This is a genomic window from Flavobacterium davisii (assembly GCF_019565505.1).
Lineage (GTDB): Bacteria > Bacteroidota > Bacteroidia > Flavobacteriales > Flavobacteriaceae > Flavobacterium > Flavobacterium davisii.
Genome location: NZ_CP067378.1, coordinates 208,984 through 233,025, shown reverse-complemented (window position 1 = coordinate 233,025; position 24,042 = coordinate 208,984). Strand labels below are relative to the sequence as shown.

The 24,042-nt window shown below is 35.0% G+C and carries 44 protein-coding genes, 1 tRNA gene and 1 pseudogene; 36 read left to right on the top strand and 10 right to left on the bottom strand.

The window, feature by feature from the left end:
- The first annotated feature begins 49 nt into the window (after positions 1–49).
- The 19 genes from JJC05_RS01225 (at position 50) to JJC05_RS01140 (ending at position 6,924) form a co-directional block, all read left to right on the top strand.
- On the top strand, positions 50–670 hold the full coding sequence (locus tag JJC05_RS01225; RefSeq protein ID WP_235877995.1) for an ATP-binding protein: 621 nt from the start codon (positions 50–52) through the stop codon (positions 668–670).
- Between the two features lie 347 nt (positions 671–1,017).
- Entirely contained in the window at positions 1,018–1,158 is a 141-nt protein-coding gene (locus JJC05_RS01220; protein WP_235877993.1) for a hypothetical protein, read from the top strand.
- An 11-nt stretch (positions 1,159–1,169) separates the two neighbouring features.
- Positions 1,170–1,526: a hypothetical protein gene (locus tag JJC05_RS01215; RefSeq protein ID WP_235877992.1), complete on the top strand. Its 357-nt coding sequence runs from the start codon at positions 1,170–1,172 to the stop codon at positions 1,524–1,526.
- Positions 1,523–1,675: a hypothetical protein gene (locus JJC05_RS01210; RefSeq protein WP_165764910.1), complete on the top strand. Its 153-nt coding sequence runs from the start codon at positions 1,523–1,525 to the stop codon at positions 1,673–1,675. Before JJC05_RS01215 ends, JJC05_RS01210 begins: the two co-directional genes overlap by 4 nt.
- Entirely contained in the window at positions 1,665–2,273 is a 609-nt protein-coding gene (locus tag JJC05_RS01205; protein ID WP_235877991.1) for a DUF3164 family protein, read from the top strand. The genes JJC05_RS01210 and JJC05_RS01205 overlap by 11 nt, the downstream gene beginning before the upstream one ends.
- A 22-nt stretch (positions 2,274–2,295) precedes the next feature.
- Positions 2,296–2,362 (top strand) — tRNA-OTHER (locus tag JJC05_RS01200).
- A gap of 18 nt (positions 2,363–2,380) precedes the next feature.
- A complete protein-coding gene (locus tag JJC05_RS01195; protein WP_235877989.1) occupies positions 2,381–2,680 on the top strand; it encodes a hypothetical protein in 300 nt (99 codons plus the stop codon).
- On the top strand, positions 2,680–2,940 hold the full coding sequence (locus tag JJC05_RS01190) for a hypothetical protein (RefSeq protein ID WP_235877988.1): 261 nt from the start codon (positions 2,680–2,682) through the stop codon (positions 2,938–2,940). The genes JJC05_RS01195 and JJC05_RS01190 overlap by 1 nt, the downstream gene beginning before the upstream one ends.
- A gap of 217 nt (positions 2,941–3,157) precedes the next feature.
- The gene (locus JJC05_RS01185) at positions 3,158–3,640 is read left to right on the top strand and encodes a hypothetical protein (RefSeq protein WP_105195872.1); all 483 of its coding nucleotides are present in this window, start codon (positions 3,158–3,160) and stop codon (positions 3,638–3,640) included.
- 192 nt (positions 3,641–3,832) lie between these two features.
- On the top strand, positions 3,833–4,165 hold the full coding sequence (locus JJC05_RS01180) for a hypothetical protein (protein WP_235877987.1): 333 nt from the start codon (positions 3,833–3,835) through the stop codon (positions 4,163–4,165).
- Complete coding sequence (locus JJC05_RS01175) at positions 4,162–4,329, top strand: hypothetical protein (RefSeq protein ID WP_181142854.1); 168 nt, start codon at positions 4,162–4,164, stop codon at positions 4,327–4,329. The genes JJC05_RS01180 and JJC05_RS01175 overlap by 4 nt, the downstream gene beginning before the upstream one ends.
- Positions 4,286–4,588, top strand: coding sequence for a hypothetical protein (locus tag JJC05_RS01170; RefSeq protein WP_235877986.1), 303 nt, complete (start codon positions 4,286–4,288; stop codon positions 4,586–4,588). Before JJC05_RS01175 ends, JJC05_RS01170 begins: the two co-directional genes overlap by 44 nt.
- Positions 4,546–4,734, top strand: coding sequence for an LvrA C-terminal domain-related protein (locus JJC05_RS19100; RefSeq protein ID WP_508625123.1), 189 nt, complete (start codon positions 4,546–4,548; stop codon positions 4,732–4,734). The genes JJC05_RS01170 and JJC05_RS19100 overlap by 43 nt, the downstream gene beginning before the upstream one ends.
- 12 nt (positions 4,735–4,746) lie before the next feature.
- The gene (locus JJC05_RS01165) at positions 4,747–4,971 is read left to right on the top strand and encodes a hypothetical protein (protein WP_105195870.1); all 225 of its coding nucleotides are present in this window, start codon (positions 4,747–4,749) and stop codon (positions 4,969–4,971) included.
- 15 nt (positions 4,972–4,986) lie between these two features.
- Positions 4,987–5,217, top strand: a complete 231-nt coding sequence (locus tag JJC05_RS01160; protein WP_235877985.1) for a hypothetical protein — start codon at positions 4,987–4,989, stop codon at positions 5,215–5,217.
- Between the two features lie 4 nt (positions 5,218–5,221).
- Positions 5,222–5,506 (top strand): hypothetical protein, encoded by a 285-nt coding sequence (locus JJC05_RS01155; protein ID WP_235877984.1) that lies wholly within the window; start codon positions 5,222–5,224, stop codon positions 5,504–5,506.
- A 158-nt stretch (positions 5,507–5,664) separates the two neighbouring features.
- Complete coding sequence (locus JJC05_RS01150; RefSeq protein WP_235877983.1) at positions 5,665–5,964, top strand: hypothetical protein; 300 nt, start codon at positions 5,665–5,667, stop codon at positions 5,962–5,964.
- Between the two features lie 208 nt (positions 5,965–6,172).
- A complete protein-coding gene (locus JJC05_RS01145; RefSeq protein WP_235877982.1) occupies positions 6,173–6,634 on the top strand; it encodes a hypothetical protein in 462 nt (153 codons plus the stop codon).
- Complete coding sequence (locus JJC05_RS01140; RefSeq protein WP_258929388.1) at positions 6,610–6,924, top strand: hypothetical protein; 315 nt, start codon at positions 6,610–6,612, stop codon at positions 6,922–6,924. The genes JJC05_RS01145 and JJC05_RS01140 overlap by 25 nt, the downstream gene beginning before the upstream one ends.
- Positions 6,925–7,090: 166 nt before the next feature.
- On the opposite strand, the gene JJC05_RS01135 is transcribed toward JJC05_RS01140, so the two are convergent.
- From JJC05_RS01135 to JJC05_RS01095, 10 genes are all read right to left on the bottom strand, one after another.
- Positions 7,091–7,525 (bottom strand): phage head morphogenesis protein, encoded by a 435-nt coding sequence (locus tag JJC05_RS01135; protein WP_235877981.1) that lies wholly within the window; start codon positions 7,523–7,525, stop codon positions 7,091–7,093.
- Positions 7,526–7,533: 8 nt separating this feature from the next.
- The gene (locus JJC05_RS01130; RefSeq protein WP_235877979.1) at positions 7,534–7,851 is read right to left on the bottom strand and encodes a hypothetical protein; all 318 of its coding nucleotides are present in this window, start codon (positions 7,849–7,851) and stop codon (positions 7,534–7,536) included.
- A 47-nt stretch (positions 7,852–7,898) separates the two neighbouring features.
- Positions 7,899–8,030 (bottom strand): hypothetical protein, encoded by a 132-nt coding sequence (locus JJC05_RS16375; protein WP_258929386.1) that lies wholly within the window; start codon positions 8,028–8,030, stop codon positions 7,899–7,901.
- Between the two features lie 10 nt (positions 8,031–8,040).
- Entirely contained in the window at positions 8,041–9,150 is a 1,110-nt protein-coding gene (locus tag JJC05_RS01125) for a phage portal protein family protein (protein WP_258929384.1), read from the bottom strand.
- On the bottom strand, positions 9,147–9,644 hold the full coding sequence (locus tag JJC05_RS01120; RefSeq protein WP_235877978.1) for a phage morphogenesis protein: 498 nt from the start codon (positions 9,642–9,644) through the stop codon (positions 9,147–9,149). The genes JJC05_RS01125 and JJC05_RS01120 overlap by 4 nt, the downstream gene beginning before the upstream one ends.
- On the bottom strand, positions 9,645–10,076 hold the full coding sequence (locus JJC05_RS01115; protein WP_105195863.1) for a phage protein Gp36 family protein: 432 nt from the start codon (positions 10,074–10,076) through the stop codon (positions 9,645–9,647). It lies immediately after the preceding gene.
- Between the two features lie 2 nt (positions 10,077–10,078).
- On the bottom strand, positions 10,079–10,555 hold the full coding sequence (locus JJC05_RS01110) for a hypothetical protein (RefSeq protein WP_235877977.1): 477 nt from the start codon (positions 10,553–10,555) through the stop codon (positions 10,079–10,081).
- Positions 10,552–12,138 carry a hypothetical protein gene (locus JJC05_RS01105; RefSeq protein ID WP_235877976.1) on the bottom strand — a complete coding sequence of 529 codons (1,587 nt, stop codon included), beginning with the start codon at positions 12,136–12,138 and terminating at the stop codon, positions 10,552–10,554. The genes JJC05_RS01110 and JJC05_RS01105 overlap by 4 nt, the downstream gene beginning before the upstream one ends.
- Positions 12,131–12,403, bottom strand: coding sequence for a hypothetical protein (locus JJC05_RS16370; RefSeq protein WP_258929383.1), 273 nt, complete (start codon positions 12,401–12,403; stop codon positions 12,131–12,133). Before JJC05_RS16370 ends, JJC05_RS01105 begins: the two co-directional genes overlap by 8 nt.
- 195 nt (positions 12,404–12,598) lie before the next feature.
- Complete coding sequence (locus tag JJC05_RS01095) at positions 12,599–12,889, bottom strand: oxidase (RefSeq protein ID WP_088392179.1); 291 nt, start codon at positions 12,887–12,889, stop codon at positions 12,599–12,601.
- Positions 12,890–13,039: 150 nt separating this feature from the next.
- Here JJC05_RS01095 and JJC05_RS16365 point away from each other — a divergent pair, with 150 nt between their 5' ends.
- The 17 genes and pseudogenes from JJC05_RS16365 (at position 13,040) to JJC05_RS01020 (ending at position 23,958) form a co-directional block, all read left to right on the top strand.
- Entirely contained in the window at positions 13,040–13,441 is a 402-nt protein-coding gene (locus JJC05_RS16365) for a hypothetical protein (protein ID WP_258929382.1), read from the top strand.
- A 37-nt stretch (positions 13,442–13,478) separates the two neighbouring features.
- Positions 13,479–14,069 (top strand): hypothetical protein, encoded by a 591-nt coding sequence (locus tag JJC05_RS16360; protein ID WP_258929380.1) that lies wholly within the window; start codon positions 13,479–13,481, stop codon positions 14,067–14,069.
- An 18-nt stretch (positions 14,070–14,087) separates the two neighbouring features.
- Positions 14,088–14,927 carry a hypothetical protein gene (locus JJC05_RS01085; protein WP_105195858.1) on the top strand — a complete coding sequence of 280 codons (840 nt, stop codon included), beginning with the start codon at positions 14,088–14,090 and terminating at the stop codon, positions 14,925–14,927.
- A 1-nt stretch (position 14,928) separates the two neighbouring features.
- A complete protein-coding gene (locus JJC05_RS01080; RefSeq protein WP_105195857.1) occupies positions 14,929–15,288 on the top strand; it encodes a hypothetical protein in 360 nt (119 codons plus the stop codon).
- A complete protein-coding gene (locus JJC05_RS01075) occupies positions 15,288–15,698 on the top strand; it encodes an N-acetylmuramoyl-L-alanine amidase (protein ID WP_235877975.1) in 411 nt (136 codons plus the stop codon). Before JJC05_RS01080 ends, JJC05_RS01075 begins: the two co-directional genes overlap by 1 nt.
- On the top strand, positions 15,691–15,948 hold the full coding sequence (locus JJC05_RS01070; RefSeq protein WP_235877974.1) for a hypothetical protein: 258 nt from the start codon (positions 15,691–15,693) through the stop codon (positions 15,946–15,948). The genes JJC05_RS01075 and JJC05_RS01070 overlap by 8 nt, the downstream gene beginning before the upstream one ends.
- 217 nt (positions 15,949–16,165) lie before the next feature.
- Positions 16,166–17,341 (top strand): DUF2586 family protein, encoded by a 1,176-nt coding sequence (locus JJC05_RS01065; protein ID WP_235877973.1) that lies wholly within the window; start codon positions 16,166–16,168, stop codon positions 17,339–17,341.
- On the top strand, positions 17,341–17,688 hold the full coding sequence (locus JJC05_RS01060) for a hypothetical protein (protein ID WP_258929377.1): 348 nt from the start codon (positions 17,341–17,343) through the stop codon (positions 17,686–17,688). Before JJC05_RS01065 ends, JJC05_RS01060 begins: the two co-directional genes overlap by 1 nt.
- Before the next feature lie 132 nt (positions 17,689–17,820).
- A complete protein-coding gene (locus JJC05_RS01055) occupies positions 17,821–18,357 on the top strand; it encodes a hypothetical protein (RefSeq protein ID WP_105195852.1) in 537 nt (178 codons plus the stop codon).
- Between the two features lie 202 nt (positions 18,358–18,559).
- Entirely contained in the window at positions 18,560–20,383 is a 1,824-nt protein-coding gene (locus JJC05_RS01050; RefSeq protein ID WP_235877972.1) for a tape measure protein, read from the top strand.
- A pseudogene (locus JJC05_RS01045) lies at positions 20,383–20,975 on the top strand (DUF6046 domain-containing protein). The gene JJC05_RS01050 and the pseudogene JJC05_RS01045 overlap by 1 nt, the downstream one beginning before the upstream one ends.
- A gap of 86 nt (positions 20,976–21,061) precedes the next feature.
- Positions 21,062–21,757, top strand: a complete 696-nt coding sequence (locus tag JJC05_RS01040; RefSeq protein WP_258929375.1) for a late control protein — start codon at positions 21,062–21,064, stop codon at positions 21,755–21,757.
- Positions 21,754–21,942 (top strand): hypothetical protein, encoded by a 189-nt coding sequence (locus tag JJC05_RS16350; protein ID WP_258929374.1) that lies wholly within the window; start codon positions 21,754–21,756, stop codon positions 21,940–21,942. The genes JJC05_RS01040 and JJC05_RS16350 overlap by 4 nt, the downstream gene beginning before the upstream one ends.
- Positions 21,943–21,944: 2 nt before the next feature.
- Positions 21,945–22,460, top strand: coding sequence for a hypothetical protein (locus tag JJC05_RS01035; protein ID WP_105195848.1), 516 nt, complete (start codon positions 21,945–21,947; stop codon positions 22,458–22,460).
- Between the two features lie 17 nt (positions 22,461–22,477).
- Positions 22,478–22,840 (top strand): hypothetical protein, encoded by a 363-nt coding sequence (locus tag JJC05_RS01030; protein ID WP_088392205.1) that lies wholly within the window; start codon positions 22,478–22,480, stop codon positions 22,838–22,840.
- The gene (locus JJC05_RS01025; RefSeq protein WP_235877970.1) at positions 22,818–23,117 is read left to right on the top strand and encodes a hypothetical protein; all 300 of its coding nucleotides are present in this window, start codon (positions 22,818–22,820) and stop codon (positions 23,115–23,117) included. Before JJC05_RS01030 ends, JJC05_RS01025 begins: the two co-directional genes overlap by 23 nt.
- 1 nt (position 23,118) lies before the next feature.
- Positions 23,119–23,958 carry a nucleotidyltransferase gene (locus JJC05_RS01020; RefSeq protein ID WP_235877968.1) on the top strand — a complete coding sequence of 280 codons (840 nt, stop codon included), beginning with the start codon at positions 23,119–23,121 and terminating at the stop codon, positions 23,956–23,958.
- Positions 23,959–24,042 lie beyond the last annotated feature (84 nt).

Here is a 24,042-nt window from a genome sequence, read left to right as displayed (position 1 = left end):
TCATTCAACTCGTAGAGCTGTGGGAAAAAAAGTTAGGTAGCCAAAAAAGGTGGCTGAAAAATGCGGAATAAACCACGGCGCATTAAGTACAATCTTAGCGGGCAAATACGGAGCAGACGAAAGCAAAATGCTAACCAAAATTGCGGTAGCATTAGGTTATAAAGAAAGTAACTGGCAAATAGTACCAACAATAAACAATTACAGAACCATTGCAAAAGTGGTTAATGATGCTAAAAATGAAAGTATGTGGTTTGCAATCTCTAATCCAGCAGGCTCAGGAAAAACAAAAACATTAGAGCATTTGTTTAATCAGGACGAAACTGGAAGCGTTATTTTAATACAATGCGAAGAATGGTCAGGGCGTCAATTCTTGATGCAATTGATAAAAAAAACAGTTGGTGAGGAGATAAAAGGAAAGTACAAAACCAATATGGAACTTATTCAATTGCTTTCAGATTTTTTTAACGAAAAGCAATTTGATAAGCCTGTGCTATTGATAGATGAAGCGGACAAACTTCGACCAGCCGCCTTCCGTGCTTTAATTCCATTGTACAACAAAACGGAGGATCGTCTAGGCGTTGTTTTGAGTGGCACGGAAAACCTAGAGAAAGAAATAAAAGCGGGTGTTAGACTAAATAAAAAGGATTCGACGAAGTTCATTCAAGAATAGGGAGAAACTTCATAACACTAAAAGGAGCTAATGAAAATGATGTAAATGCGATTTGTTTAGCTAATGGAATTACACCCGAAAAATACCAAGCTATTTGGTTTGAATTGGAAAAGGTCAATAAGATGGTTAGAGTAAGAACCGAACAAGGAGAAAAAGATGCAATAGTAGAATTTGCTACCGATTTAAGAAGATTATACCGAATTATAAAAAGAGAAAAAATAAAAAATGTCAGTTAAATTAAAAAGAGTCTCAACAACGGCAGACGTTCTGAATAAGAAATATGAAAATTATGAGATTAGAGACAGCACATTAAAGGACTGTTTTGGAACGATTCCAAAAAAAGGAGTTTGGCTAATCTGGGGGGGTCAGGGTCAGGCAAAAGCGCATTGAGTTTACAAATTGCAAAAGAATTAGCACTCATCATTGGTACAAAAGTGTACAATAATGAATTAGAAGAAGAAGATTCGGAGGATTATCAAAAAGATTAAAAACTTTAGGGATGCATGAGGTTAAAAACTTCTTTACAATTCACGATCCGCTGGATGAACTTAAAACTAGGTTACGAAAAAGTAAATCGGCAAAAATTGTTATAATCAACTCCGCAACTTATCAGTTTAAAGATAAAGAGGAATATTTTGAATTTGCGAACGAGTTTAAAAAAAAGAAATTAATAATAATTATTGCTCATGCAGATGGCAGTAAACCAGCCACAGAACTAGAGAGACGTATAATGTTTGATGCACATCAAAAAATTTTTTGTGAAGCCTATAAGGCAACAAACAGAGGACGAAGATTTAATAAGATAAACACATATATAATTTGGGAAGAAGGACATAAAAAATCAACAGGAAAATGACAAAATTAGAATTAGAAGCTAAAATCAAAGAATTAAACGAATGGCTTCAAAATCCTGAGAATCAAAAAAATTCTGATTATAAAAAAAAAGTACAAGCACGTAATTACTACGTGAATAGAATCATTGAAATAGAAGAATATGGAAAATAAAGTAGAAAATAAGTCTCTAAAGGAACTACAAGAAGATTTTTTAAGAGCAAAACGGCAAAAGCAAACTGATTATGAAAGTCTAAGAGCTACAGTGGTAACTAGTTTATCAGAAAAAGCAACAAAGTTAAATAAAGAAATGGTCGAGTTTCACATATTAGCATTTAAAGAGCTAGGAACTTTGTTTGAACTGTTAAAAGAATATTCAGAACGCCATGCACAAGGAGTTGGAAACTTTACAGCACAAGAGGGTAATTACAGGATAAAATATTCAAGACAAGGACAAGCATCATTTGACGAACGTGCAGCAATAGCTGAAGAATTTATCAAAGAATTTGTAAGTAATAGATTTAAAGAAGATACAGACACTCATGATCTTATCATTTCATTATTGGAGAAAAAAAATAATGATTTTGACATTAATCTGGTTCAAAAGCTTTACAAAATGGAAGATAGATTTGATGATAAAAATTGGAGAAAAGGTATAGCTCTTTTGAAAGAAAGTTACAATTATAGCTTAAAAAGAGATTACATATTATTTCAATATAGAGACCCATCAGGAAGTTGGAAAACGTTGAACTTGAATTTTTCAAATATTTAAAAAATAGGTTTTTTGGTTGGTTTCCCCACTAGTTTAAATGGTAAAACAGGACAATAGTCAAAATGCAGGTTCGAATCCTGTGTGGGGAGCAAAAAAATAAACAGAACATGACAACAAATACACTACAAGAACAACAAACGTGGGATTTATATTTTGAATATTGCTCAAAGTACTCGAGTAATTCAAATGAATTACAATTACTCTTAGCAAGTCCAGCGGTCAACAATTACTTCATGGCTCAATTGAATAAAATCAACAGGCTTTTAAATACTTTTAAAAGTGGTTTAAAACCACGTTTAAAAGAAATGATGATGAAAGATGTTTTGCAATTCTACAGCAGACCCTTGATAAATCAAGCTTTAAAAACAGAAGAAAAACACTTGTTTCCTTTAACATTTTTGAACTAATGATATCCATTCTACTAAAATCAAACATTCCCTTTATAGTGGTACGTTATAAGGTTGTTTTGAAATTTATATCTGATATAGCGCATTATGATTATGAGTTATTCATTTTGAAAAAAGATAAAAAACAAGTCGAAGAACTAACCCAGCGAAAAACCGTAACGGAGTTTGTAGACGAAATAGAAAGACACAGACTCCCTGACCAAAGGCTTTGCTGGATTCCTTTGCAAAAAGGAGATATTAAGGCTTTAAAAAAAATCTGAATCATTTTCACAAAAAGACTTCGATACAGACGGGTTGGTTTTAGAACCAAAGCCCCAACCATCTTTAAAGACCAAATTGAATGCGACTAGGAAAAACAAAAACAAAACCCAATGATGGGACCACCATTTTTGAAGAAATGAAACTAGCAAGGAAAAAAGCCTTGGAAATTTCTAAAAACAGAATTGAGACTAAACCTATAAAATACCTTTTAAAACGATGAAAACAAAAAAACCACCTATTTACGACCCAAACGGCGAAATAACGCCGTTTCAAATACAAAGCATACGCCAGCTATGCAATTTCAATGAAGAAGAAAAAAACAAGCTTATCCTCCAAGCAACTAACGGTAAAACATCTAGCTTAAAAGCTTTAAAACAAGCCCAAGCGATTGAAATCATCAAACAATTCTCAGGCAATGAGAATAAAACCATCGCTAAACAAGTTGTGACAGAATTTTGGGCGTATTATTATAAAGAAAACACACAACACAGATACATCTTATCCCTGCTTATCCAACTGGGTTGGAGCGTCAAAAGCAACAAATATGGAGAGATTGCTGATTTGAATAGATTTTCGGACTGGTTAAAAAGTCGCCGTTCGCCTGTTCAAAAACCGTTAAAATCAATGTCACCTGAAGAAATAAGTAAAATTATTTCAGCATTAGAAAGTATGATAGTTAAAAATTATGAATTACTGTAAAAATGATATTACCAAAATTTGTCCATGTCGCACTTACTGCGAAAATTACAACTGCAGTCCCATAGAACAAGAAAACTGCGACCATAAAGAAACTTATTTAAGCGTGCTAAATGCCACACACACCTGCGAAACCACCGCCCTAAAATGTTTGCATTGTGGCAAATTAGTAACTAATCCTAAAACAGACTGCAGATGAAAATCACGTTAAAAATAAATGCCGACAGCATATCGGCTGTCAATAAACTGACCCATCAAATAGTTTATAATTCTAGTCCTGATAAAGAAGTAAAGCTAGTACAAAGCATCTGCTTTGATCTAGCGAAGAAATTTCAAAAAGCTCATCAGAACTCAATCGAAAACAACAATCTTTTTAATAGTTCCAAAAAGCAAACTATCAATCTTAAATACCACGAAGCTTATGCACTAGAAAAAATGATAATGCTACTCATTCAATCTGTAAACGATGATTTAGCTCGAAATAGCTTAAATAAAATAAAGGACTTTATTAATCAAAAAATTGCATGACTTACTGCGAGCTTCGAAAACGAATAGAAAAAGTAAACCAAGAGCTACGCCAGCAAGGCTACAACTGGGATGCAATAGAGCTTTTTTGGGATGAAGTAATTGAAGAAACAAAAAATAAGAATGGAACAAAAAGAACAACTCACCATTTACACCATCAAGAGTAAAACCGATGGATTTATATGGCTGTTTAAATATGATTTAAACGGCGTTTTTAAAAGCTTTGAAATATTAGATGGCGAATTATCACCCAAGCAATATCAATGGCTTTTTTGCTCAGGTCGTTTCCACGGTAAACAAATGATCATTGAAGCTTGGAAACAACAGTTAAAATCCAATTTTGAAATCATAAAAGCAGAACCAGTTATCGATTTTGAAACCTTTTGGAATACGTACCCAAAAAACGAGCTATCAAAAAGAAAATAGCTCGCGACCGCTGGGAGAAACTCAAAGACGGTGAGAAAATTAAACTAATGATGAACCTACCCGAGTATAAGAAACTCAAAACTAAAGAAGGGACAGCCTTTCCTTATGCAGAAGTGTTTATCAATCAAAGGTGGTGGGATAAGTAAAAATTAAAACCAATGACAACAGACAAATATATCAATGATAACAAAACAAAAACCTTTAAAAAAGGAGATAAAGTTGTAATGCACTCTTGTATAGAAGCTAATTATCACCTGCATAAAGGTAAAATTTGGACAACTCAAACGAATAGTTACATCGATAGGCATCAGGACGAAGTAGTTCTTCTCGAATGCTTTAGTGGGAGTTTTTTAACGAAATATCTACAATTAGTAAATTTATAATTTAATCATATAGCAATGTCAAAATTAATTTTCAAAACAAAAAAGCCAAAAAAAGGCTATGTGAATCACGAATCATTTATGACTCACGAAACGGTAAATTTCATTGATAAATTACCTCCTTCTGAAACTCAAAGCGAAGCCCATAAAATTGTACAAGAATCAATGTGGGAGCTTATTAAAAAGCTCAAAGCACTGGGCTATGATGAAACGAGAGTAGGCTTTTTTATTCATTATTTAGATAACTAAAAAAATGGCACAATATTTTATAAGGGTCTCAAGAACCTACTCGACAAAGAATAAAATCCAAAAGATTTGCCTTAACGAATTAAAGGAATTAAACTTCTCCCTAGCGTCAGATTTACCATCGGCTAAAAAAGCCATAAAAACCGTTTTTGAACAAGCCTTAGAAAGTTATAGCGGGCGCGCCAAACATCCCGAACTAAAACAGTTTGATAAAGGCGATAAAGGCGTAACATCGTTCTATATTGAGGATGTCATTTATATCGATATTTACCCAGTTTTAAACGAAATATAAACAAAATGAAAGATATTTTATGTAATCTCAAAATTAAAATGTTCAAAAAATGTTCTGGAACACTTCAAACTACCTTTGCCATTTCCTTACTGATTATATTAACAGAAAGCTACTGAATTAGTAGCTTTTTTTATTATTTTTGAGTTATGAAAAAATAAATGATAATCAAATACGATATACTAGATAGTATTCATAATGGAATAAGAGAGGCTATTTGGGAATTATCAGAAATTAAACAAGTTAATCCTGTGTATATAAAAGTTGCAATGCCTATTTTTTTAAAAACAATGCTTGAAAAAAGAAATATGTATTTGCTAGGGAGTTATCCGGTTTCAAATTCAAATGCAGATTTGATATATGGTAAAGAAATTATACCTCATTATCAAAATGAAATTGTTGTCTTTGATGCAATGTATAATCCATTAAAAGAATTTACTTATAAGGTAATTAAGTTATGATAAAAAATATAGAGTTAAGATACGATTTAATAGAGGCTTATAATGCTCTGGTATAAAGATTCATCCTCAATTACAAATGAAAGAATTAGGTTATACTGTTTTAGATTTTGAGGGTGTACCAATAGCAGATTGTGCAATCATAAAAGTTGAGAGAATAATTACGCCTTTACCTAAGTATTTAACAATTGTAAAAACAAACTAGATAAAAATGAAAAAACTAATTTTACTTACAGCTTTATTAAGTTGTTTATTTTTGAATGCTCAATCAATTAATTTTAAGGGACTCGATTCTATTCAATTTGTTAATATTTGCTCAAAATTAATAACGGAATCAAAATTAAATTTAAAGAAAATTGAAACTGGAAAATTAGAGTGGAAGACTTATGATAAATATGTTGATAATGAGAATAATGTATTTTATATATTATACTTCACCCATAATCAAGGTGAAAATAAAGACCTAGGTGAAAAAGGTGTAAAAAAATGGACTATCGATTCTGTTGCAAGTAAATATTTAATAGTTTTTGACTTATATAAAAACCTATTTAATTCTAAAGCAGATAAAGAGAAAATACAGAAATTAGGGACTGATTGGGATAATAAAAATGGTAATCAAAGTTTAAGAAAAACTTCCCAAGAAGGTTTGTGGGAAATAAAGTCCAAAATTTAAGCTCGCAATTGCGGGCTTTTTTTTTGCAATTTATTTTGTTCTTTAGTATTTTTGCCTATATGTCTAAAGAACAAAGATTTGAACAACGAAATGCCTATGTAAGAGACTTGTTTTACAAGACAATGGCGAAATACCCAAAATGGCGTGTGGAATGCGTCATTGAGGAAGTTGCAAGCAAAGTGTTCTTATCTGAAAGGACAGTAAACGCCATCATTAGCCACGAGGGAATTTATGGCGGTAAAGAAAAGAAAAACAGCCAAGACCCTAATCAAATTTTAATGGCATTTTAAAAGGCTTTAAAAATTGGTTTAAAAATTGTATACTTGCTGTTATAAAACAGATTACTCTCACTCAGTATAAAAATGCAGCCTCGGCTAGTTCGAAGCAACCTAAGAAGCGGAAGCCCCATAAAAGGGGCTTTCGTCATTTTAAAACATTTAGTAAATAAATATAAGATTACATTTTACTTGCTAAAAATTCAGAAACAAGCTCTTTACTTTCTTTGACACCATCTGCATCAAGCCCTTTTTTATACGCATTTTCGGCAAATACTTTACCACTTAAAGCAGGATTGTTGGCAAATGCGCCTTTGCTTTTTATTTTTGAAATATCTTTGCTTACTTCTTCATCGGTTTGGGTTACATTACAACGGCATCCCCAGTCATTGGGTGGTAAATGTTTTTCCCAAAACGGGTGATTAATAGGTAAAACTAAACCGTCCCAAGCGCGGTGTTCTTCACGGGTTCGTCCGTCATTTACGGCGTTGTATTTTAAGTTCGGATATAAATCCGCGTCGGCTTCAAATTGTTGCCATTGTTGCGCCATATTCGCCACAGCCACCGTTTGGTGGTATTCCGTTTGCAACCAACGACGGTTGTAATCTAAATGCAAATCATCTGCTAATTTTTTAAACGCACTCCGGGCGCAATTTTACCATCTTGAATAAGTAAGGATTCTAATTGGTTTTTGAAACTTGTAGCCTTGAATGCTGAAAATTCTGCAATATTCTTCTTAAACGAAACCGCTAAAGCTTCATCATACATTTTAAATTTTGGCGAATACCCTACATCAACGGCTTTGGCTAGTTTCTGATAGTAGTAGTCAAATAGTTTTTTTTGCATTTCTGCAGTAACTTCTCTATCATCGAACAGTTGACGGATATAGCTTGTAATGAGCCTGCTTAAAAAATCGTCTTCAGCTGTATTATTAAGCTTCACAACTTCATGAGTACAGCAATTGGTACGATAGAATAATTTAAGCAGGCTTAATGCTTTTTTCCGTTGTTTGGTGTTGGTGCGCTCTGATTGGGCATCGATTCAATTTCTACGCCATACGTGCCTTCTATATAGTTTTGTGTTAATACATAACCATTAGTTAATAATTCGCTATCAATCATAATTTGCCTTTCAGGGTCTTTTTGTCTTTTCGATACTTATTTTTGCATTATCGGGTATTTGATACCCTAACAAACGCATAGTAGGAACAAGACGATTGTTTAAGAAAGCTAATTCCTTTTTTTCGTCTGCATAAACTAACTGCTCTAAAGTGTTTTCGTGTACTTCACCTTGCGATTTACTCGATCCGTTTTCTGTGGTCATCGTTTGATGCAATACTAATTTAGAAAGTTCAGCATCTAAGGCTTTTATTTTTTGAAAGAACACATTAAAAGCATCACTTTTGCTATTTTCCTTGATATCAATATCCGTTCCTGTTGGGAAAACGCCATATGAAGCTGATCCCATATCCTCCAGCCAACCCGCGACTTCATTTTTGACCTGTTCACTTTGCGAAGCTATTTTAGCGATCCGAATCGGTACACCAAATAATTCTTCAAATTCGTCCCAACTTCCCCAAGAATGACGCTTAAGAATTGTATAAACGGCTGCCTTTTCTAATAAGCCGATATTATCGTAAAACTGGGCGTATAATAAAATATTAATATCGGAATAGTCTATGCCTCTATCTCCATTTATGTCATATAACAATACTTTATGTTCAGGTACAACCATTCCCCTTGGAATAAGTGACACTTCTTTAATATTACCTTTTTCAAAGTCATTTATCCAAATAAGAGAATAGCCGTAATAGACCGATTCATGCGCCCATTGAATAATATTTTCAAACCATTCTTTATTCTTGATTAAATTAGTTAATTCATCGTTTTGGATACCATCAATGGTGAAAATATAATCCTTATTGGTAGTTCTTAACGTTCTATTGCTGGTAATACCTGTCAAATGACCATCAAGCATTACATCTTCATACAGTTCTTGCATAGGATATGTTTTCGGATTTTCGACACGAAATCGTGCATAACGTGCCGATTGCCAGTCCGTCAATTCCTTACGCCATAATCTACGATTTCGACGAATAACATCAATCATTAATTGCGTCACCTTTTCAACATTATGTACATCTTTGCCTGAAAGGGAAAAATTTTTGTTTAAAGTATTTCCTGAAAGGTGAAAACTTGAGCGTATTTTGCTTTTTAGGGTATTAAATAATCCTTCTTTCATCGGTTAAATATTTTGTCTAATTCTTTTCGAATCTTGTTACTAATTTTGGTATTTAAATAATGGGATTTACCCATAAATTGACGTTTCGGCATCCCGTCTAATCCTTCGTTATGGCGTTGTGCATACTCTTTATAAGTTGTAAAATGCACTTGCTTGCTACCTAAACTTACCCTATATCGGAAAGAGTTTTTTAATTTATCGCCACCTGTAGCGTGTCCAACTAATAGTGCTCTATCCTTTATTTTACTACCGTAGCGGTTCAAGTTCCCTACACGTCCAACTCTATTGGTTCTGTAGCGGGTAATATCTCGACCACGTTCGTCTTCTGTTTTGCGAGCTTCCCATTTTTTTGTACTGGTATCGGTGAAACCCCGGTCCTGAAAGTTCTTTTGTATAAAGTTCTTTCCTTCTGTGCCAATTACTCGTAAGGCTTTGTCAGGTATTTCTCTTGAAGCTTGTTCTAGTAGTCTTTGTAATTCTCGTAGGTCAGCCATTTAAAAATGATTTTGATATTTCTTGTTACTCCCTAATTTCAAGAAACTAGCAGGTGTATCGGCTGTGCCATCTGCATTGGTGTCAATTTTACGGATTGGTAAAGGCGGTTTTATTTTGCCTTCCGAAATCTTCTCCAACCAAAGCATTGCCTCATTATAACGAGTTTTAGCCACCTCGTTAAACGCCTTGGTACGACGGGTGTATATTTCGTGTATCACAATCCCTTTTAAATGTTTTAAAACCGATTTGTTTCGAGCTTTACCAGTCGCACTAAAAATAGCTTCCGTATCAAAATACTGATACAAATAACCCGACATTAAGTCTATGCTTTCGTCTATAATATCCGTAACAATGGTGTCGTCATTATTGATAATTTTGTTTATAATTTCATCCAGTGCTACGGTTTTTAATTCTGCTTTTTGTAAAAACATAATCAAGGATTTAGGGTTAATTTTCTTTTTTTATATTTGGGTGAAATGGTTCTGTAAATGTTTGTTGTAAATGTGAGTGTGTAGCTCATTATCGTATTATCTTCGTTATCTGCGGTTTCCTCACTCAATTCTAAAGGCGTAAAAGAATTACCTTTCAAGCCTTCAAGTTTTTCAACAAGCGTATCAATCAAATCAATTTCAGCTAATCCTGTATCAGCATCGCTAGTCCCGTTAAAACTATCCGTCCAACCATCTTTGCAGTATAAAGTTGCTTCCACGGTACAAACGCCTTCCTGTCTATCGTTAGTCATATTTTCCCAACGAATCGCTTTTACAGCTATGAGTACCGCCGTCCAATAGGTAGGATAGTTTTCTTTTGGGTTGGTGAATTGCTTTTTGTTCCAATCCACTAACTCGAAACTTCCCGATGCGTTTAACACATCACGCATCTGTATAAATATTTCTTTTCTCGGGGTCATACTCTTCGGGTTTTTTTTCGTTCGCCTATTTTAGGTTTTGTACTCTCTGTGTTATCAGTAAAGCCGAAATACGTTTGTGCTAACGTGATTCCTCTTTCTAGTGTATCCGCAGGGTCATCTCCAGTTGCCATCCCTTTTTCAAATGCTAAAATTAATTTCATAAAAAGAGGGAAATCTTTAGAACGTTCTTTTAAACTTTCGTCCCAAAGCAAAATTTTCCTAAATAACGCATTCCCTATTCCTGCCGCAATTCTATTATGTTTATCGCCTTCTTGATGTAGTCCAATTGGAATATTGGGACATTTGTTATCATCTGCAGATTGCAAAATAATAGGAGTGTAAACAACTTGTTGTGCCGCAGTAGCATCAAAAAATCCCATCATATTGTAGCCTTTCTTTAGGTACTTTCGATACCACTCAGCACGAACTTCCATTGCGGAGTTTATTTCGCACTTTTGGCAAAATACCTCTAGTACAAATAATTTTATCCCTTTAATCCCTAGTAGGACTCCAGCTTTGTAATCACCAAGTCCTGTATAGGATAAATCCCAATGGTCTAAAATTCCATCCCAAACTTCATTATCAGCTACACGAGTGTAAATAATGTCTTTTTCTTTAAATAGTTTTCCTTCTTCAATAGGATTATTAAAATCTTCTCTTTGCGAAGTGTAATAATCATCATCGCATATAATATCAATTACATCTTTTTTAGAATATCTTTCCCAAGAAGGTTTCCAATCTTTTACCTGCTTGTAAGTTTCTTTTGTTATGTTTTTTGTGGCTAAATCAACCTTACTCAAATCATAATGGGAACTTTCTTTGAATTGGTCTATTAAAAAGTCAATTATACCTTCTTTAACAATGTAATTGTTAGGAATAATTAAACGACCTCTCTCCTTATGAAATGCTTTCTTTAAGTCGCCCGAAATTTTCTCACCGTATTTCCTTATCATTGTTGGATTTTTCGCACGGTCTCTATCTTCACAATCATCGACACTTGCAAAGTCTGGACGGAATTGTCCAAAACGAAGCCCTCTAAAAGGTTGGTTTAAACCCAATGCTTTAAAAAAGCGACCATCTTTAGTTTGAAATTCTCCATCTGCCCAATTCCCGTAACTCAATTGAACTCCGAAATCTTTAATTATTCGTTCATTGCTTTCGAGATGTACCTGTAAATCGCTTAATAAAATTTTTGCTAATCCTTCATTAGCACCAATTAAAATGGCAAAAAACAGTTCGTTATTTTCTTTGAGATGTAAAATATTGCCTACATTGGTATGTATCGATTTTGCGGCACCTCTGAACCACATTCGGAACTGCCTAATTTTATTGTCATGATATACTTTTTCATAACTTGATTGATGAAACTTTGAACTAGGTGCATCAGCTAGAGGTAAACCAGAATTGACTCCAAAATAATAATCGAAGAAGTCGATGTAATTTTCTGGCATTAATAATCGTTTTATTCGTTCTTGTTGTTGGTCGGTATTTTCCTTTTCTAATGAATTCGAAGTTATTGTTTGAATCATTTTCGATTGTTGGAAATAACGTTCTTTTGCTTCTTTTAATTCAGTTTTAGTCATTTTGGAGCAGTTCAGTTACATACTTATCAAATAATGTTCGAATAGTTTTTAATTGTTCCAAAATTTCTTCTCTCTTTTTGCCCGAAGCATTACCAGCCATAACCATCATAAATTGACTAAAATCATCGAAGCTTTCCATGGTATAAACAGTTTTCTTTCGACTATCATTTAATCGGTCAAATGCGGCTGATACTTTGGCTAAATCGTCTGCTTTGTAAAGAGGTGTTTCGCCGTTTTTCAAGTCACGGACATATTCCAAAATCATCTTTTTAATTTCGGATGGGCGAATGTTATTCAGTTCCTTCTCTTTCTCCCAATCATTCTCATCACGCCAATTACCAAGCGTTTTGATACCTACGCCTATAATTTCAGATATGTTAGTAAGTGAAAAGCCTTTTATAAATAAATCCTTACCCTGACTTTTTTATAATCTCTTTCGGTAGCGGTCAAACGTCCGCCTTTATTTTTTGTAGTTTCCATCGATGTATAAATTACCGTTAGGCATAAACTTTACATTTTTTACTTGCATCCCATCGTATTCAAGGTTTTTCTTTATCTCTATTAATGTTCCCATATAGTCATCATCATTAAGCATTTGATTGATCCCTACGCCTAATTCAGGGAACTGTTTAAACTCTCCTTTGTGAGCCACGAGGATGTGTTCTTGATGCTGAGCATCGGAATTTCCGATATTAAAATCGCCAGCCGAAAAATCAAGGTCGCCGTCTTGGTCAAGTAGAAAATCTTGCATTTAAAAATGTATTAAAAGCGATTTAAAACCGCTATTGTTTCAACAAAATTCTACTATAAATACACCTAAAAAAATTGGTATCCAATACTTGTAAAATCACCACACAAGCCTTGTAATTACTGACTACAACGCTCGTGCAAGCATTTTTTTTTGGCTGAAAATCACCACAACTTTGCCTCAGAAATCAAACAGAAAATGACTTACGACTTTATCATAAATACTGAAAATGTAAACGAATACGGTTATCGCATTTTAACCGATGGTATCGACTATAAACAGTATATGCGTAACCCTGTGGTATTGTTTATGCACGAAAGGGAATACCAAAAAAACGGTAAAGAAAAAGGGAGTGCTGTTATTGGTCGCTGTATTAAACTAAACAAAAAGGGGACTGACTTAGTCGCTACTATCGAATTTGACGAAGCCGACGAATTTGCTCAAAAAATTGCAGGTAAAGTAGCACGTGGATTCATTCGCATGGCATCGATGTACGGCGATGTTAAAGAGTCGTCAATGGATGTAGAACTTTTGCTCCCTCGGGCAAACGTATGAAACGGTAACAAAGTGCAAACTGGTTGAAATTTCTATAGTGGAGATAGGTGGTAATGACGACGCTTTGAAACTTTCAAAATCGAAAGTGGACACTTTAAAACTTAAAAAAATTACAAATACTGTAGACATGAATTTAAAAACCATAGCCTTAGCGCTTAACATCCCCGCCGATAGTACGGAGGACGTTATTTTAAAAGAAGTGCAGGAATTACGCCTTGCCAAAACCAATGCCGAAACTCGTGCAACTAATGCAGAAACACAACTTAAAGGCATTCAAGAACAAGAAGCGACCCAATTGGTTGATAAAGCTATAGTCCTTGGGTTAATCCCAGAAGCTTTAAAAACGGTTCAGTTAGGTGCTTTTACAGGTGATTTTGATGGACAAAAAGCGGTATTATCTAAGCTTATTTTAGAAAAAGAAACATCGGAAGGACAGCAAGAAGTAAATCAAAAAATTAAAGAAGTGGTGTTGAACGGGAAACCAAATCAAGCATCAAATACACAAGAAACTTTTGATTATCTGCAAAAGTTTGACTCAATCAAACTGGCGAAAATTCAACAAGAAACACCAGAAGTTTACAAATCATTAGTAGCAGACTACGCTAAGGGCGTACGACATAAAAAATAATCTTAAAGCTAAAAGTATATGGCATTAACTAAAGAAATTTGGGTAGCGGATATTAAGGAAAATCCAATCCCTGACAATTCATTTATCAACGCATCAACGGATATGAGTATCCACGTTGATAATAACAAATTACACTTGGCTGAGGCTGGCGTAGAACCAGCGGTGTACGAGGATTACTTTACAGGTAATGAAACTGAATTACCTACACAAGCTATTACCGATATTCCATCGGAGGTAGTTTTGAAAACGTATAGTACAGCTCAAACACGTCACCGTAAATTACAAGAAGTAGAATTGCAATACGATAAGCGTGGTTCTATTATTAACCGTCATAAAATATCTTTAGCCAAAAACATTGGTAAAAGAGCGGCTCATTCATGGGCTCCTACACAAGCGAATTCGTTTAATAAAGTGGTGATTTTAGCTAATGGTGCGTCAGTGATTGAAGCTATTATTGATATGCAAGCATTTTATGCAGGTCTTGACAAAGCAGAAGGATTGCATATTTGTTTAACACCTGCTCATATGGCAAGTATTCGTAAAGAAAACAAAAATCTTTACAAGGATATTTTAAACGGTGAAAAACTGTATGGTTTCACAGTACACCAATATTCACAAAACCCATACTATTCAAGTACTGGAGTAAAGAATCCTTTTGGAACTGCTCCAATTGGTACTGATAAGCAAGCTTCTTTTACTTGGGCTGAGGACGAAGTATTCCGTTGTTTTGGTGACGTTGAAGTATTCCCAACTTTAGGACATTCAGGATTACAAGCCGATATCATATCGTTTGCTCAAAGAGCTTTAGTAGGAAGTATCAGAGCTTCTAATCCTAAATACGGAGGTGCAATATTATAGTATGGCTACACAAACAAGAGCGCAGGAGTATTTTCAAAATACTCCTGATGCAACAAAAGTTTATGAAACTTCGGATGGTTTCGTTTTTGATTGGATGCCTAATGCAATTGCACACGCAAACACTTTAGACGATAAGCAAGTCTTGACATTGGGAAGGGATGGTGATTTAATTTCGGATGATGTTGATGGTTTAGAAAACTTAACAGAAACTCAAATTGAGATTCTTAAAAATGGTTTGGATAAGAAAAACTACAATAGTATCAAAGAAATTGTAAAAGCATTAAACATCGAAACTACTGACCCAAAAGCAGAAACATTAATCAAAGCTTTAGAAGAATACAAACAAAATTTAAATAAGTAATGCGAAATATAAAATACATAGCCGTGCATTGCACCGCCACGGCACAGACTGCCACTATTGATAAAATTCAAACTTACTGGCGTGAACATCTAGGATGGCAATCGCCCGGCTATCATTTTATAATAAAACCCAATGGTGAGGCGGTCAACTTACTAAGCATTGAGAAAGTTTCAAACGGAGTTAAAGGCTTCAATCACGAAACTATTAATATCTCTTATATAGGCGGTGTTGATCCTAAAGGAAAGCCTTTTGATAATCGCACTAAAGAACAAAAGGAGACCCTTTTAAAATTATTGAAAGAATTTAAAAAACAATTTCCTAACGCTATCATTCAAGGGCATCGTGATTTTCCCAACGTAAAAAAAGCCTGCCCAAGCTTCGATGCAAAAAAAGAGTACAAAAATGTTTAAAAAAATAGGACTTGTAGTGTTGGTTTGTTGTCTCTCAATCGCCTGTCGTTCCAGTCGGCAGGTGATTCAAGAGAATCAAAAAACCACAGTAAAAGAAACAAAAGAGAGCTATAGAGATACAACGGTATTTGCTCCAAAGGCTCAAACAAGCCTAAAAATACCTGTAAGTGAATTAGGCATTAAAACAGATTTAAAAGGTATTTCAAAACCATTTAAAATCGAACAAAAAAAACGGTCAAGCTACCGTTAAAATCAAAGTGGTTCATGACACTATTTATGCCACTGCTAGCTGTGATAGTTTAGCAATCGTGGCGAAAATAAAAAGGAATTAATTCGCGACTATCATACTGATTTAAGTCAAAAAAGGAAGAGGTCAGGAAAAGTTTAGGTTTTAGTTTTTGGAATTTATTATTTGCTTTTATAGCTGGTTTCGCTGTTTGTTACACACTTAAATTATTTAGAATACTATGAATCTACCCAATATAAAATTTAATATTTCCAAAAATGGTTTGGGATTGTTACAAGCCGATATTCAAAAGATACCAGCAATAGTATTAACAGGAGTAACTGTAGCAGGAAGTAATAAGGTACAAGCGGGTACTTCGTATCAAATATTTTCTTTGAAAGAAGCTGAAAATTTAGGTATTGAAAGCACAGGAGCAAATGTCTTTGCCTACAATCAACTTAAAAATTTCTATGCTGAAGCTAAAACAGGCGCAGAACTTTGGGTTATGCTAGTTCCACAAACGGTAAGCATGACCGATATGGCAGACTTGACCAAGGCGTATGCTAAAAAATTACTTGCTGATTCCAAAGGTAAAATCCGTGTTTTAGGTTTTGTGAAAAAATCAAGCACAGGCGAAACCATTACTAACGGTTTAGATGCTGATGTAACGACTGCTGTAATTAATGCTCAGGCACTTTGTGAGGATTCGTCTGATCGTTATTTCCCTGTGCGTGCTATTATTTCAGGAAACAAGTTTAACGGTGTTGTGGCTGATTTGAAAGATTATCAAACAACTGCTTTGAACAAAGTTTCGATACTATTAGCAAATAACGATGCAAGTAATGAGGCATCAATTGGTTTGCTTTTAGGACGTTTAGCAAGTATTCCGACTCAGAGAAAAATCAATCGAGTTAAAGATGGTTCTGTGTCGCCGCTATATGCTTATTTCACCAATGGTAAAGAGATAGAAACGTTGGACACCGCTTGGAATGCGATACATAATAAGAATTATATCTTTTTACGAAGCTTTGCCAACCGTTCAGGTTATTTCTTTACAGGTGATGGCACTTTGACTAGTGCAACTGACGATTTTAACTCTTTGGCTCGTGGCTTAGTCATGGATGAAGCGGTACTGATTGCCTACAATACTTTAGTGGAAGAGTTAAGTGATGAAATAGCCATTACACCTACAGGAACTATTCATCCTGCCATTGTGAAAACGTGGCAGAATAACATCGAAAATCAGCTAAAAGGGCTGATGGTAGATAAAGGAAAATTATCAGGAGCAAAGGCGCACATTGATGAAAATCAAAACATTTTGAAAACAAACAATTTAAACGTTGACTTGAAATTGTTACCTGTGGGCTATTCAGATTACATAACGGTAAACATAGGCTTTACCACAAAAATGGAATAATGGCAACATTTAGCAGTAAGCAATATGGTTGGAAAGATATTACCATTGTTATCGGTGGTAGAATCTTGGAAGGTGTAACCGAGATAGAATACACCGAAAAGCAAGAAAAAGAAACGTTAAGAGGTCGAGGCGAAAAAGGACACGCTATTTTACGTGGGAATAAGGATTTTGATGGTAAACTAACCATTTGGCAAAGTGAATTAGAAGCGATGGTTCAGGATTCGCCCAATAAAGACATTTTAGCCTTGAATTTCGACGTGGTTATTTCTTACATACCGCCTGAAATTGGAATCCCAGTAATCGACATTTTAAAAGGATGCGAGTTTACAGAGGTTAAAAAGGAATGAAGCAAGGCGATAAAAATATGTTAATCGAATTACCTATCATTTTCCTAGACGTAAACCGTCAAGTTTAATAAGAAAACAAAAATACCGTCTTAGCTAGAGCGGACGGTATTTTTTAAAAAAAGACACTACAATATGGAACAACAAATCAACGAATGGAAAGAAAAGTACGGTGAAGTGTATGCACTTCCTGTAGAAGATAAAACGGCGTATTTGCGTGCGCCTAAAATGCTTGATTTTAAACGAGCTTTTACAGCCATGCAAAAGGATGGCGATTTAGCCTTTGGCGAAGTAATGCTCGAAGCCTTATTTATCGGCGGAGATGCTGAAATTAAGACAGACGATACTTATTTCTTTCCCGCGCGAAAAGAATTAGTAAGCTTCTTTAATTATGACGATGCAGAAGTTAATACGAAAGGACAAAAAAGCGAAATTATTATTAACGGTCATAGATGTCTAGTTCGTGTTATTACGCGTGATGATATAAAAACAGCCGAAAGGAGAAATCCAAGCGGCAAGCCTTTTGTTACTCAAGAAAAATTATTTGAAGCTATTTGCCTTGAAAAAGACGACGCTTATAATGATAGAAATAATGCCTCGGTAAGATTCCCTTTGTATCAGGCAATCGAAAAGTTGCAAAACACTAAAGTAGCAATCTTAAAAAAGCTTTAGAAGAGGCGGTTATTGATGCCGATGACGCCTCAGCATTTGAACTGGCTGAAAATATCAATTTAAGACTGTTCGATGCTTATTTACGGTATTATATGCACATTCCTAACCCTTCAAATTTGAATGATGAGGACTGGGCAATTGAAGTGCAAAACCTTCATTTTATTAGAAAAACAGAAAAAGAAAACTCACAAATTCCAACATAATGAACGCTTACGAATTTATTATAAAAATGCAAGATATGGCTAGTTCTTCACTTCAAAGAATGGCTAGTTCAGTAGGCGTTGCAGATAATAGAGCGAATAGATTAAACGATACGTTTGGGAAAGTAGAAAAATCATCAGCTAGTTTATCTAATCAGCTGAATAATATAAAAGGACTTATTGCCTCGGTTTTTGCCGTTGGCGCCATTATGAGCTTTGGCAATAAAGTCGTCGAAGCTCGGGCAGAATATGAAAAGTTTAATGCCGTTTTAACGAATACTTTTCAATCAGATAAGGTAGGTGCAGCTGCTTTAAATATGCTAACCGATTTTGCCACAAAAACACCATTCCAATTGAATGAGCTTACAGGCTCATTTGTAAAGTTGGTCAATCGTGGTTTTAATCCTACGGCGAACGAGTTAACGAAGTTAGGCGACTTAGCAAGCTCACAAGGGAAAGGTTTTGACCAATTGACAGAAGCAATGCTCGATGCACAAACGGGAGAGTTTGAACGTCTAAAAGAATTTGGTATTAAGGCTTCTAAAAATGGGGATAAAGTAATGCTTTCATTTAAGGGGGTGACGAAAGAAGTTAAAAACAACGAAAGTGCAATCCGTGATGCCCTGATGCAATACGGAGAAATGACAGGCGTGGCAGGTTCAATGAATGCAATATCTCAAACATTAGGTGGTAAAATTTCAAATCTTGCTGACCAATGGAATAATTTTCTTGTTGCTGTAGGCGGTGAATCGGGCGGGATTTTTACGGGAGTTATCTCCTTATTGAGTCAAGGCTTAGCATTCTTAACCACTTATTTACCTTATGTATCGCAATGGTTTGATATGCTATGGCAAACTATTAAACCTGTCTTTATTATGGTGGGTAAACTTATAACTGAATTTTTCGGTTTTGAATCTGCAGGTAATACACTACAAACCTTTGGTAACATTATGACAGGTGTTTTAATGGTGGTCGATTACTTCGTTACAGGCTTAATGTCGCCACTAGGTCAAGGATTGTTAAAACTTGTAGGCGGTTGGTATTTGTTGAACGGTGCGGTTGCGGTGTTTAACATGCTAATGGCGGTAAATCCTATCACTTGGGTGGTTATGGGTATTGTTGCTCTTATCACGGTTCTAGGATTGGTTATAAAATATACCGATGGTTGGGCACAAAGTTGGAAACACACGGTAAACGGAGCAAAACTCATTTGGCAGGTTTATGTCGATTATGTGAAAGCGCAATTTAACACTTTAGTAAACGGCTTAATGATTGGTATAGATAAAATCAAATTAGGCTGGTATAAGTTCAAGGAAGCGGTCGGTATGGGTGACAGCGGGCAAAATCAAAAAATGATTGCTCAGATTAATACTGATGTTGAAAATCAAAAGAAATCGTTTATAAACAGTTATAAAAAAATTGGAGAAACAGCTAGAAAAGCTAAAAATGAGTTTAGTCAAGTTGGTGTTACGTTTGACATGGACGGTGTTAAAAAAGATTGGAATAAGACAAAATCAATGTTCAGTGGCTTAGGTAAAAAAGATAGCAGTACATCAGCTTATGATGATTTTATAGCCAAACAAAAAAGCGGTGGTTTAATGGGTAAAGGCGGCGGAAAATCGGATGCCAAAAACCCTAAAAAATCGGATTCCATCGTTTCGGGTGGTTCTAAAATGACCCATATCACGGTTAATATTGAAAATGTAGGGACAGATACCGTAATCAATGTGGATAGTTCGGAAAAAGGCATCGACAAATTTCAAGAAAAAATTCAAGAAGCGGTATTACGAGTGTTTAACAGTATTAACCAAATGCAATCTATATAATGGAGTTTGATTTTAAAGAAATGACCGCACGTGCGCTTATTGATTATGTGGGTCCTCCATTTCCGCTTTGGTGGGCGAAAAATGGTCATAAATTCAATGCACCCGGATTGCATTTGATAAATGCGTTAAAGCTTGGTAAACCCTACTTCTTGCAACTTAAATTGTCGCATGAAGGCACGGAATATCAATTACCCAACGAGCCTTTAATCTCGTTTTCTTTAACAAAAACTATTGTAAAAACGGCAACGGTTGGAAAACGCAGAAAAGGCACGGTTAAGGAATATATTACAACAGAAGATTATACAATTACAATTCGTGGGTTATGTGTAAATGAAGATGACCCCGAAGAATACCCAGCCGAACAAGTGGCAATGCTGAAAGAGTTGGTTGATATTGATGATGCTTTGGATGTGGTAGATAATCCTTTTTTGAATTGTTTGGCATTCGACGCATCGTAATTGAAGATATAAATTTTGATGAAATGATGGGCAGACCAGGACAACAAGCTTATTCCATTAAAGCGATATCCGACCAAGATTTTTACGCCGATTTAAACGATAGAGATAACCAAAAAGCAAATCTTTTAAGCTAATGTTTCTATTAACGTGTAAGGTTGAAATAGGAAATTATGTATTTCATCAAGTTAATGAGATAGAAATCACCAAATCGGTTGACGAAATGAGTGATACGGCAACTATCAAGCTACCAAAACGCTTTAAAGTACGTGATAACGGTGAGGATAAAGTAGTAGAAACGGCGATAAAAATAGGTGATAAAGTGATCATCACTTTAGGTTATAAAGGACATTACTCAGGCGTTGAATTTGTAGGTTATGTCAAAAAAATAAGCGCAAAAATACCCGTCGAAATTCATTGCGAGGATGCCATTTGGCTATTGCGACGTAAAAATATTACGAAAAGCTGGGAGCATTGTACGTTACGGGATTTACTCGAGGAAGTGGTGAAAGATACGCCTTTGCAACTGGCAGACAATATTCCAACGGTCAAACTTGATAAATGGATTATAAAAAACGCCAATGGTGCGCAAGTTCTGGAGTCTGTAAGAAAAGATTTGCTAATGAGTATTTTTATCAATGATGAAGGTAAATTGTATTGTGGCTTAGAGCAATTAATTAACGTTGGACAAACGGTAGTTTATGACCTCAATTACAATCTAGTTTCAAACGATTTGGATTATAAAACAGAAGAAGACAGGCGTGTAAAAATAGAATACGAGTACATCGACCCAAAAACCAACAAACGCAAGTTTGTTGAAGTGGGCGATGCTGATGGAGAAAAAAGAAGTTTCAAAACAAGCAAAGTCAGTAACGAAGCCGATTTAAAGAAAATGGCTGAGTCGGAACTAAAAAAATGAAGTACGAAGGCTTTGATGGCGATGTGACCAGTTTTTTAATTCCGTATAGCACGAGAGGAATGAAAGCTAAGTTATTGGACAAAGAACGTCCGCAACGTGAGGGGAATTATTTTATAAAAAAAGTAGTAACCACTTTCGGAACTGCTGGCGCAAGGCGAAAAGTTTCGTTAGCAAATAAATTATAAAAATGGGGTTAGATTTAGAATTAGCAAGAGAAATACGACAATTAAAACAGCGGGATGTGGACACATTCCCTTGTGAAGTGGTTGCTGTTGATAAGACAAAAGGGATTTGTACGGTTAGTGATGAAACCTTACAATATACAGATGTACGGCTAACGGCAATTATCCAAGAAAACGCAAAGGCTTTTTTTCTTTATCCAAAAGTTGGAAGTCAGGTTTTGGTAAGTCCTATCAATGAAGATTTGACCAAGTTGTATGTAGAGGCTTACTCTGAAATTGAAAGTATGGAATTTTTAATTGAAGAAATGAAGTTCCAAATGGATGCAAATGGTTTTTTGCTTCAAAAAGAAAATGAAACATTAAAAGCATTGATAGTTGATTTAATTGATGCTATTGAAAATCAAAGCTACTCGGTAAGCACAACAGGAAGTGCTGCAGCGCAATCAGGAAGTACAACACTATTAAACAATAAGGCAGATTTTACAAAAATAAAGGAACGCTTTAAGCAGTTTTTAAAATGATTTTAAATGGGTTTTAAATGGAATTAGGAGTTTTTATCACATCAATTGTTGGTGCTGTAGGCAGTACAGGTTTTGTAACGTTTTTGTTTACACGAAGTAAATATAAAATTGAAGTTATCCAAGCCAAAGAAAATGCCGAAACCACGGCGATTGAAAATGATGTAAAATTATCGAATCATTACAAAGACATTTTAGATGACTTGCAAAAACGCTACGAAAACAAGTACCACGAATTTGAACAAATGATGGGGCGCAAGGTTCAAATTTTGGAAGAAGAAATAAAAATGCGAGATCGCAAAATAAAGCTTCTAGAGCGTGAGATTATAGAACTAAAAAGAGAAAACAAAAATTTGAAAAATGCAAAATCAAATCCAAATTAAACACAACCAAAGTTTATTGGACTTCACAGTACAAGAAAAAGGGACTATCGAAGCCTTGTTTGAGGTAGCATTATTAAACAATAAAAGCATTACAGATAATTTACTTGTTGGAAGCTGTTTAGAAAGTCCAAGTGCTACAATAGACAAACAAATAACGGATTATTTTAAGAACAAAAAATTAGTTCCTGCATCAGCACTAACCCAAACCCAAATCCAAAGCTTAGAACCCCAAGGCATAGGCTATATGACCATTGGTTTTGATTTTACAGTACAATAATATGGCAAGAAGCATCGAAGAAATACACGGGAATATGTTGGCAAACATTGCCAATCATCCCGACTTGCAAGAGTTAAACAGCACAAGTAAAACGGCAATTTACAGACTTTTTTGTTATATAGTAGCAGTAGCAATTTGGAGTTTAGAGCAATTGTTTGATACCCACAAAACCCAAGTTGACACAACAATTCATGAATATAAACCCGGATCGCCACGCTGGTACAGAAATATGGCGTTAGCCTTTCAATTTGGGTTTAATTTAAAACCAGACGATGACCAGTTTAATAACCAAGGAGCGACAACCAAACAAATTGAAGCTTCAAAGATTGTAAAGTACTGTTCTGTTAAGGAAGGCTTAGAAAGTAGTAAGGTGATTTTGAAAGTGGCAGGTGAGCAAGGTGATAATTTGCGCAAGCTTTCAGCAAATGAAATTGGAAGCTTCACCACTTATATGAAAGAAGTAAGTTTTGCGGGTGTGCAACTTTTAATTATCAATAATCCAGCGGACAAATTACTGTTAAAAATGGACGTTTATATCGACCCACTATTATTTGATAGCAACGGGACAAACGTTAGGCTTGGAAGTAAAACAGTAGAAATTGATTTAAAAAAATATTTAAAAAACTTACCCTTTGATGGTGAATTAGTGGTTAACGATTTGATTGCTCATCTTAGAAGTGTTGACGGGGTGATTAACGTAAACATAACTACCATTCAAAGTAGTTACTTAGATTTGACCACTAACACTTACACGCCTTTCACGGCTATAAATGTGAAAACGATCCCTTTGGCTGGGTATTTTGAAATAGATAATCAAAGCGTGTTTAAATATGTGGTTTGAGGTTGATTATAAGAAGTTAATAGTACTACTATTGCCTATAGCGTTACGAAAACGTAAAACGATTGCCTATTTACATTGCTTGGT

Coding starts and splice junctions, on each gene's coding strand:
- JJC05_RS01215 (WP_235877992.1), top strand. CDS start 1,170: ATGCATGAGGTTAAAAACTTCTTTACAATTCACGATCCGCTGGATGAA.
- JJC05_RS01210 (WP_165764910.1), top strand. CDS start 1,523: ATGACAAAATTAGAATTAGAAGCTAAAATCAAAGAATTAAACGAATGG.
- JJC05_RS01205 (WP_235877991.1), top strand. CDS start 1,665: ATGGAAAATAAAGTAGAAAATAAGTCTCTAAAGGAACTACAAGAAGAT.
- JJC05_RS01195 (WP_235877989.1), top strand. CDS start 2,381: ATGACAACAAATACACTACAAGAACAACAAACGTGGGATTTATATTTT.
- JJC05_RS01190 (WP_235877988.1), top strand. CDS start 2,680: ATGATATCCATTCTACTAAAATCAAACATTCCCTTTATAGTGGTACGT.
- JJC05_RS01185 (WP_105195872.1), top strand. CDS start 3,158: ATGAAAACAAAAAAACCACCTATTTACGACCCAAACGGCGAAATAACG.
- JJC05_RS01180 (WP_235877987.1), top strand. CDS start 3,833: ATGAAAATCACGTTAAAAATAAATGCCGACAGCATATCGGCTGTCAAT.
- JJC05_RS01175 (WP_181142854.1), top strand. CDS start 4,162: ATGACTTACTGCGAGCTTCGAAAACGAATAGAAAAAGTAAACCAAGAG.
- JJC05_RS01170 (WP_235877986.1), top strand. CDS start 4,286: ATGGAACAAAAAGAACAACTCACCATTTACACCATCAAGAGTAAAACC.
- JJC05_RS01165 (WP_105195870.1), top strand. CDS start 4,747: ATGACAACAGACAAATATATCAATGATAACAAAACAAAAACCTTTAAA.
- JJC05_RS01160 (WP_235877985.1), top strand. CDS start 4,987: ATGTCAAAATTAATTTTCAAAACAAAAAAGCCAAAAAAAGGCTATGTG.
- JJC05_RS01155 (WP_235877984.1), top strand. CDS start 5,222: ATGGCACAATATTTTATAAGGGTCTCAAGAACCTACTCGACAAAGAAT.
- JJC05_RS01150 (WP_235877983.1), top strand. CDS start 5,665: ATGATAATCAAATACGATATACTAGATAGTATTCATAATGGAATAAGA.
- JJC05_RS01145 (WP_235877982.1), top strand. CDS start 6,173: ATGAAAAAACTAATTTTACTTACAGCTTTATTAAGTTGTTTATTTTTG.
- JJC05_RS16375 (WP_258929386.1), bottom strand. CDS start 8,030: ATGATTGATAGCGAATTATTAACTAATGGTTATGTATTAACACAAAAC.
- JJC05_RS01125 (WP_258929384.1), bottom strand. CDS start 9,150: ATGAAAGAAGGATTATTTAATACCCTAAAAAGCAAAATACGCTCAAGT.
- JJC05_RS01120 (WP_235877978.1), bottom strand. CDS start 9,644: ATGGCTGACCTACGAGAATTACAAAGACTACTAGAACAAGCTTCAAGA.
- JJC05_RS01115 (WP_105195863.1), bottom strand. CDS start 10,076: ATGTTTTTACAAAAAGCAGAATTAAAAACCGTAGCACTGGATGAAATT.
- JJC05_RS01110 (WP_235877977.1), bottom strand. CDS start 10,555: ATGACCCCGAGAAAAGAAATATTTATACAGATGCGTGATGTGTTAAAC.
- JJC05_RS01105 (WP_235877976.1), bottom strand. CDS start 12,138: ATGACTAAAACTGAATTAAAAGAAGCAAAAGAACGTTATTTCCAACAA.
- JJC05_RS16370 (WP_258929383.1), bottom strand. CDS start 12,403: ATGATTTTGGAATATGTCCGTGACTTGAAAAACGGCGAAACACCTCTT.
- JJC05_RS01095 (WP_088392179.1), bottom strand. CDS start 12,889: ATGCAAGATTTTCTACTTGACCAAGACGGCGACCTTGATTTTTCGGCT.
- JJC05_RS01085 (WP_105195858.1), top strand. CDS start 14,088: ATGGCATTAACTAAAGAAATTTGGGTAGCGGATATTAAGGAAAATCCA.
- JJC05_RS01080 (WP_105195857.1), top strand. CDS start 14,929: ATGGCTACACAAACAAGAGCGCAGGAGTATTTTCAAAATACTCCTGAT.
- JJC05_RS01075 (WP_235877975.1), top strand. CDS start 15,288: ATGCGAAATATAAAATACATAGCCGTGCATTGCACCGCCACGGCACAG.
- JJC05_RS01070 (WP_235877974.1), top strand. CDS start 15,691: ATGTTTAAAAAAATAGGACTTGTAGTGTTGGTTTGTTGTCTCTCAATC.
- JJC05_RS01065 (WP_235877973.1), top strand. CDS start 16,166: ATGAATCTACCCAATATAAAATTTAATATTTCCAAAAATGGTTTGGGA.
- JJC05_RS01060 (WP_258929377.1), top strand. CDS start 17,341: ATGGCAACATTTAGCAGTAAGCAATATGGTTGGAAAGATATTACCATT.
- JJC05_RS01055 (WP_105195852.1), top strand. CDS start 17,821: ATGGAACAACAAATCAACGAATGGAAAGAAAAGTACGGTGAAGTGTAT.
- JJC05_RS01050 (WP_235877972.1), top strand. CDS start 18,560: ATGAACGCTTACGAATTTATTATAAAAATGCAAGATATGGCTAGTTCT.
- JJC05_RS01040 (WP_258929375.1), top strand. CDS start 21,062: ATGAGTGATACGGCAACTATCAAGCTACCAAAACGCTTTAAAGTACGT.
- JJC05_RS16350 (WP_258929374.1), top strand. CDS start 21,754: ATGAAGTACGAAGGCTTTGATGGCGATGTGACCAGTTTTTTAATTCCG.
- JJC05_RS01035 (WP_105195848.1), top strand. CDS start 21,945: ATGGGGTTAGATTTAGAATTAGCAAGAGAAATACGACAATTAAAACAG.
- JJC05_RS01030 (WP_088392205.1), top strand. CDS start 22,478: ATGGAATTAGGAGTTTTTATCACATCAATTGTTGGTGCTGTAGGCAGT.
- JJC05_RS01025 (WP_235877970.1), top strand. CDS start 22,818: ATGCAAAATCAAATCCAAATTAAACACAACCAAAGTTTATTGGACTTC.
- JJC05_RS01020 (WP_235877968.1), top strand. CDS start 23,119: ATGGCAAGAAGCATCGAAGAAATACACGGGAATATGTTGGCAAACATT.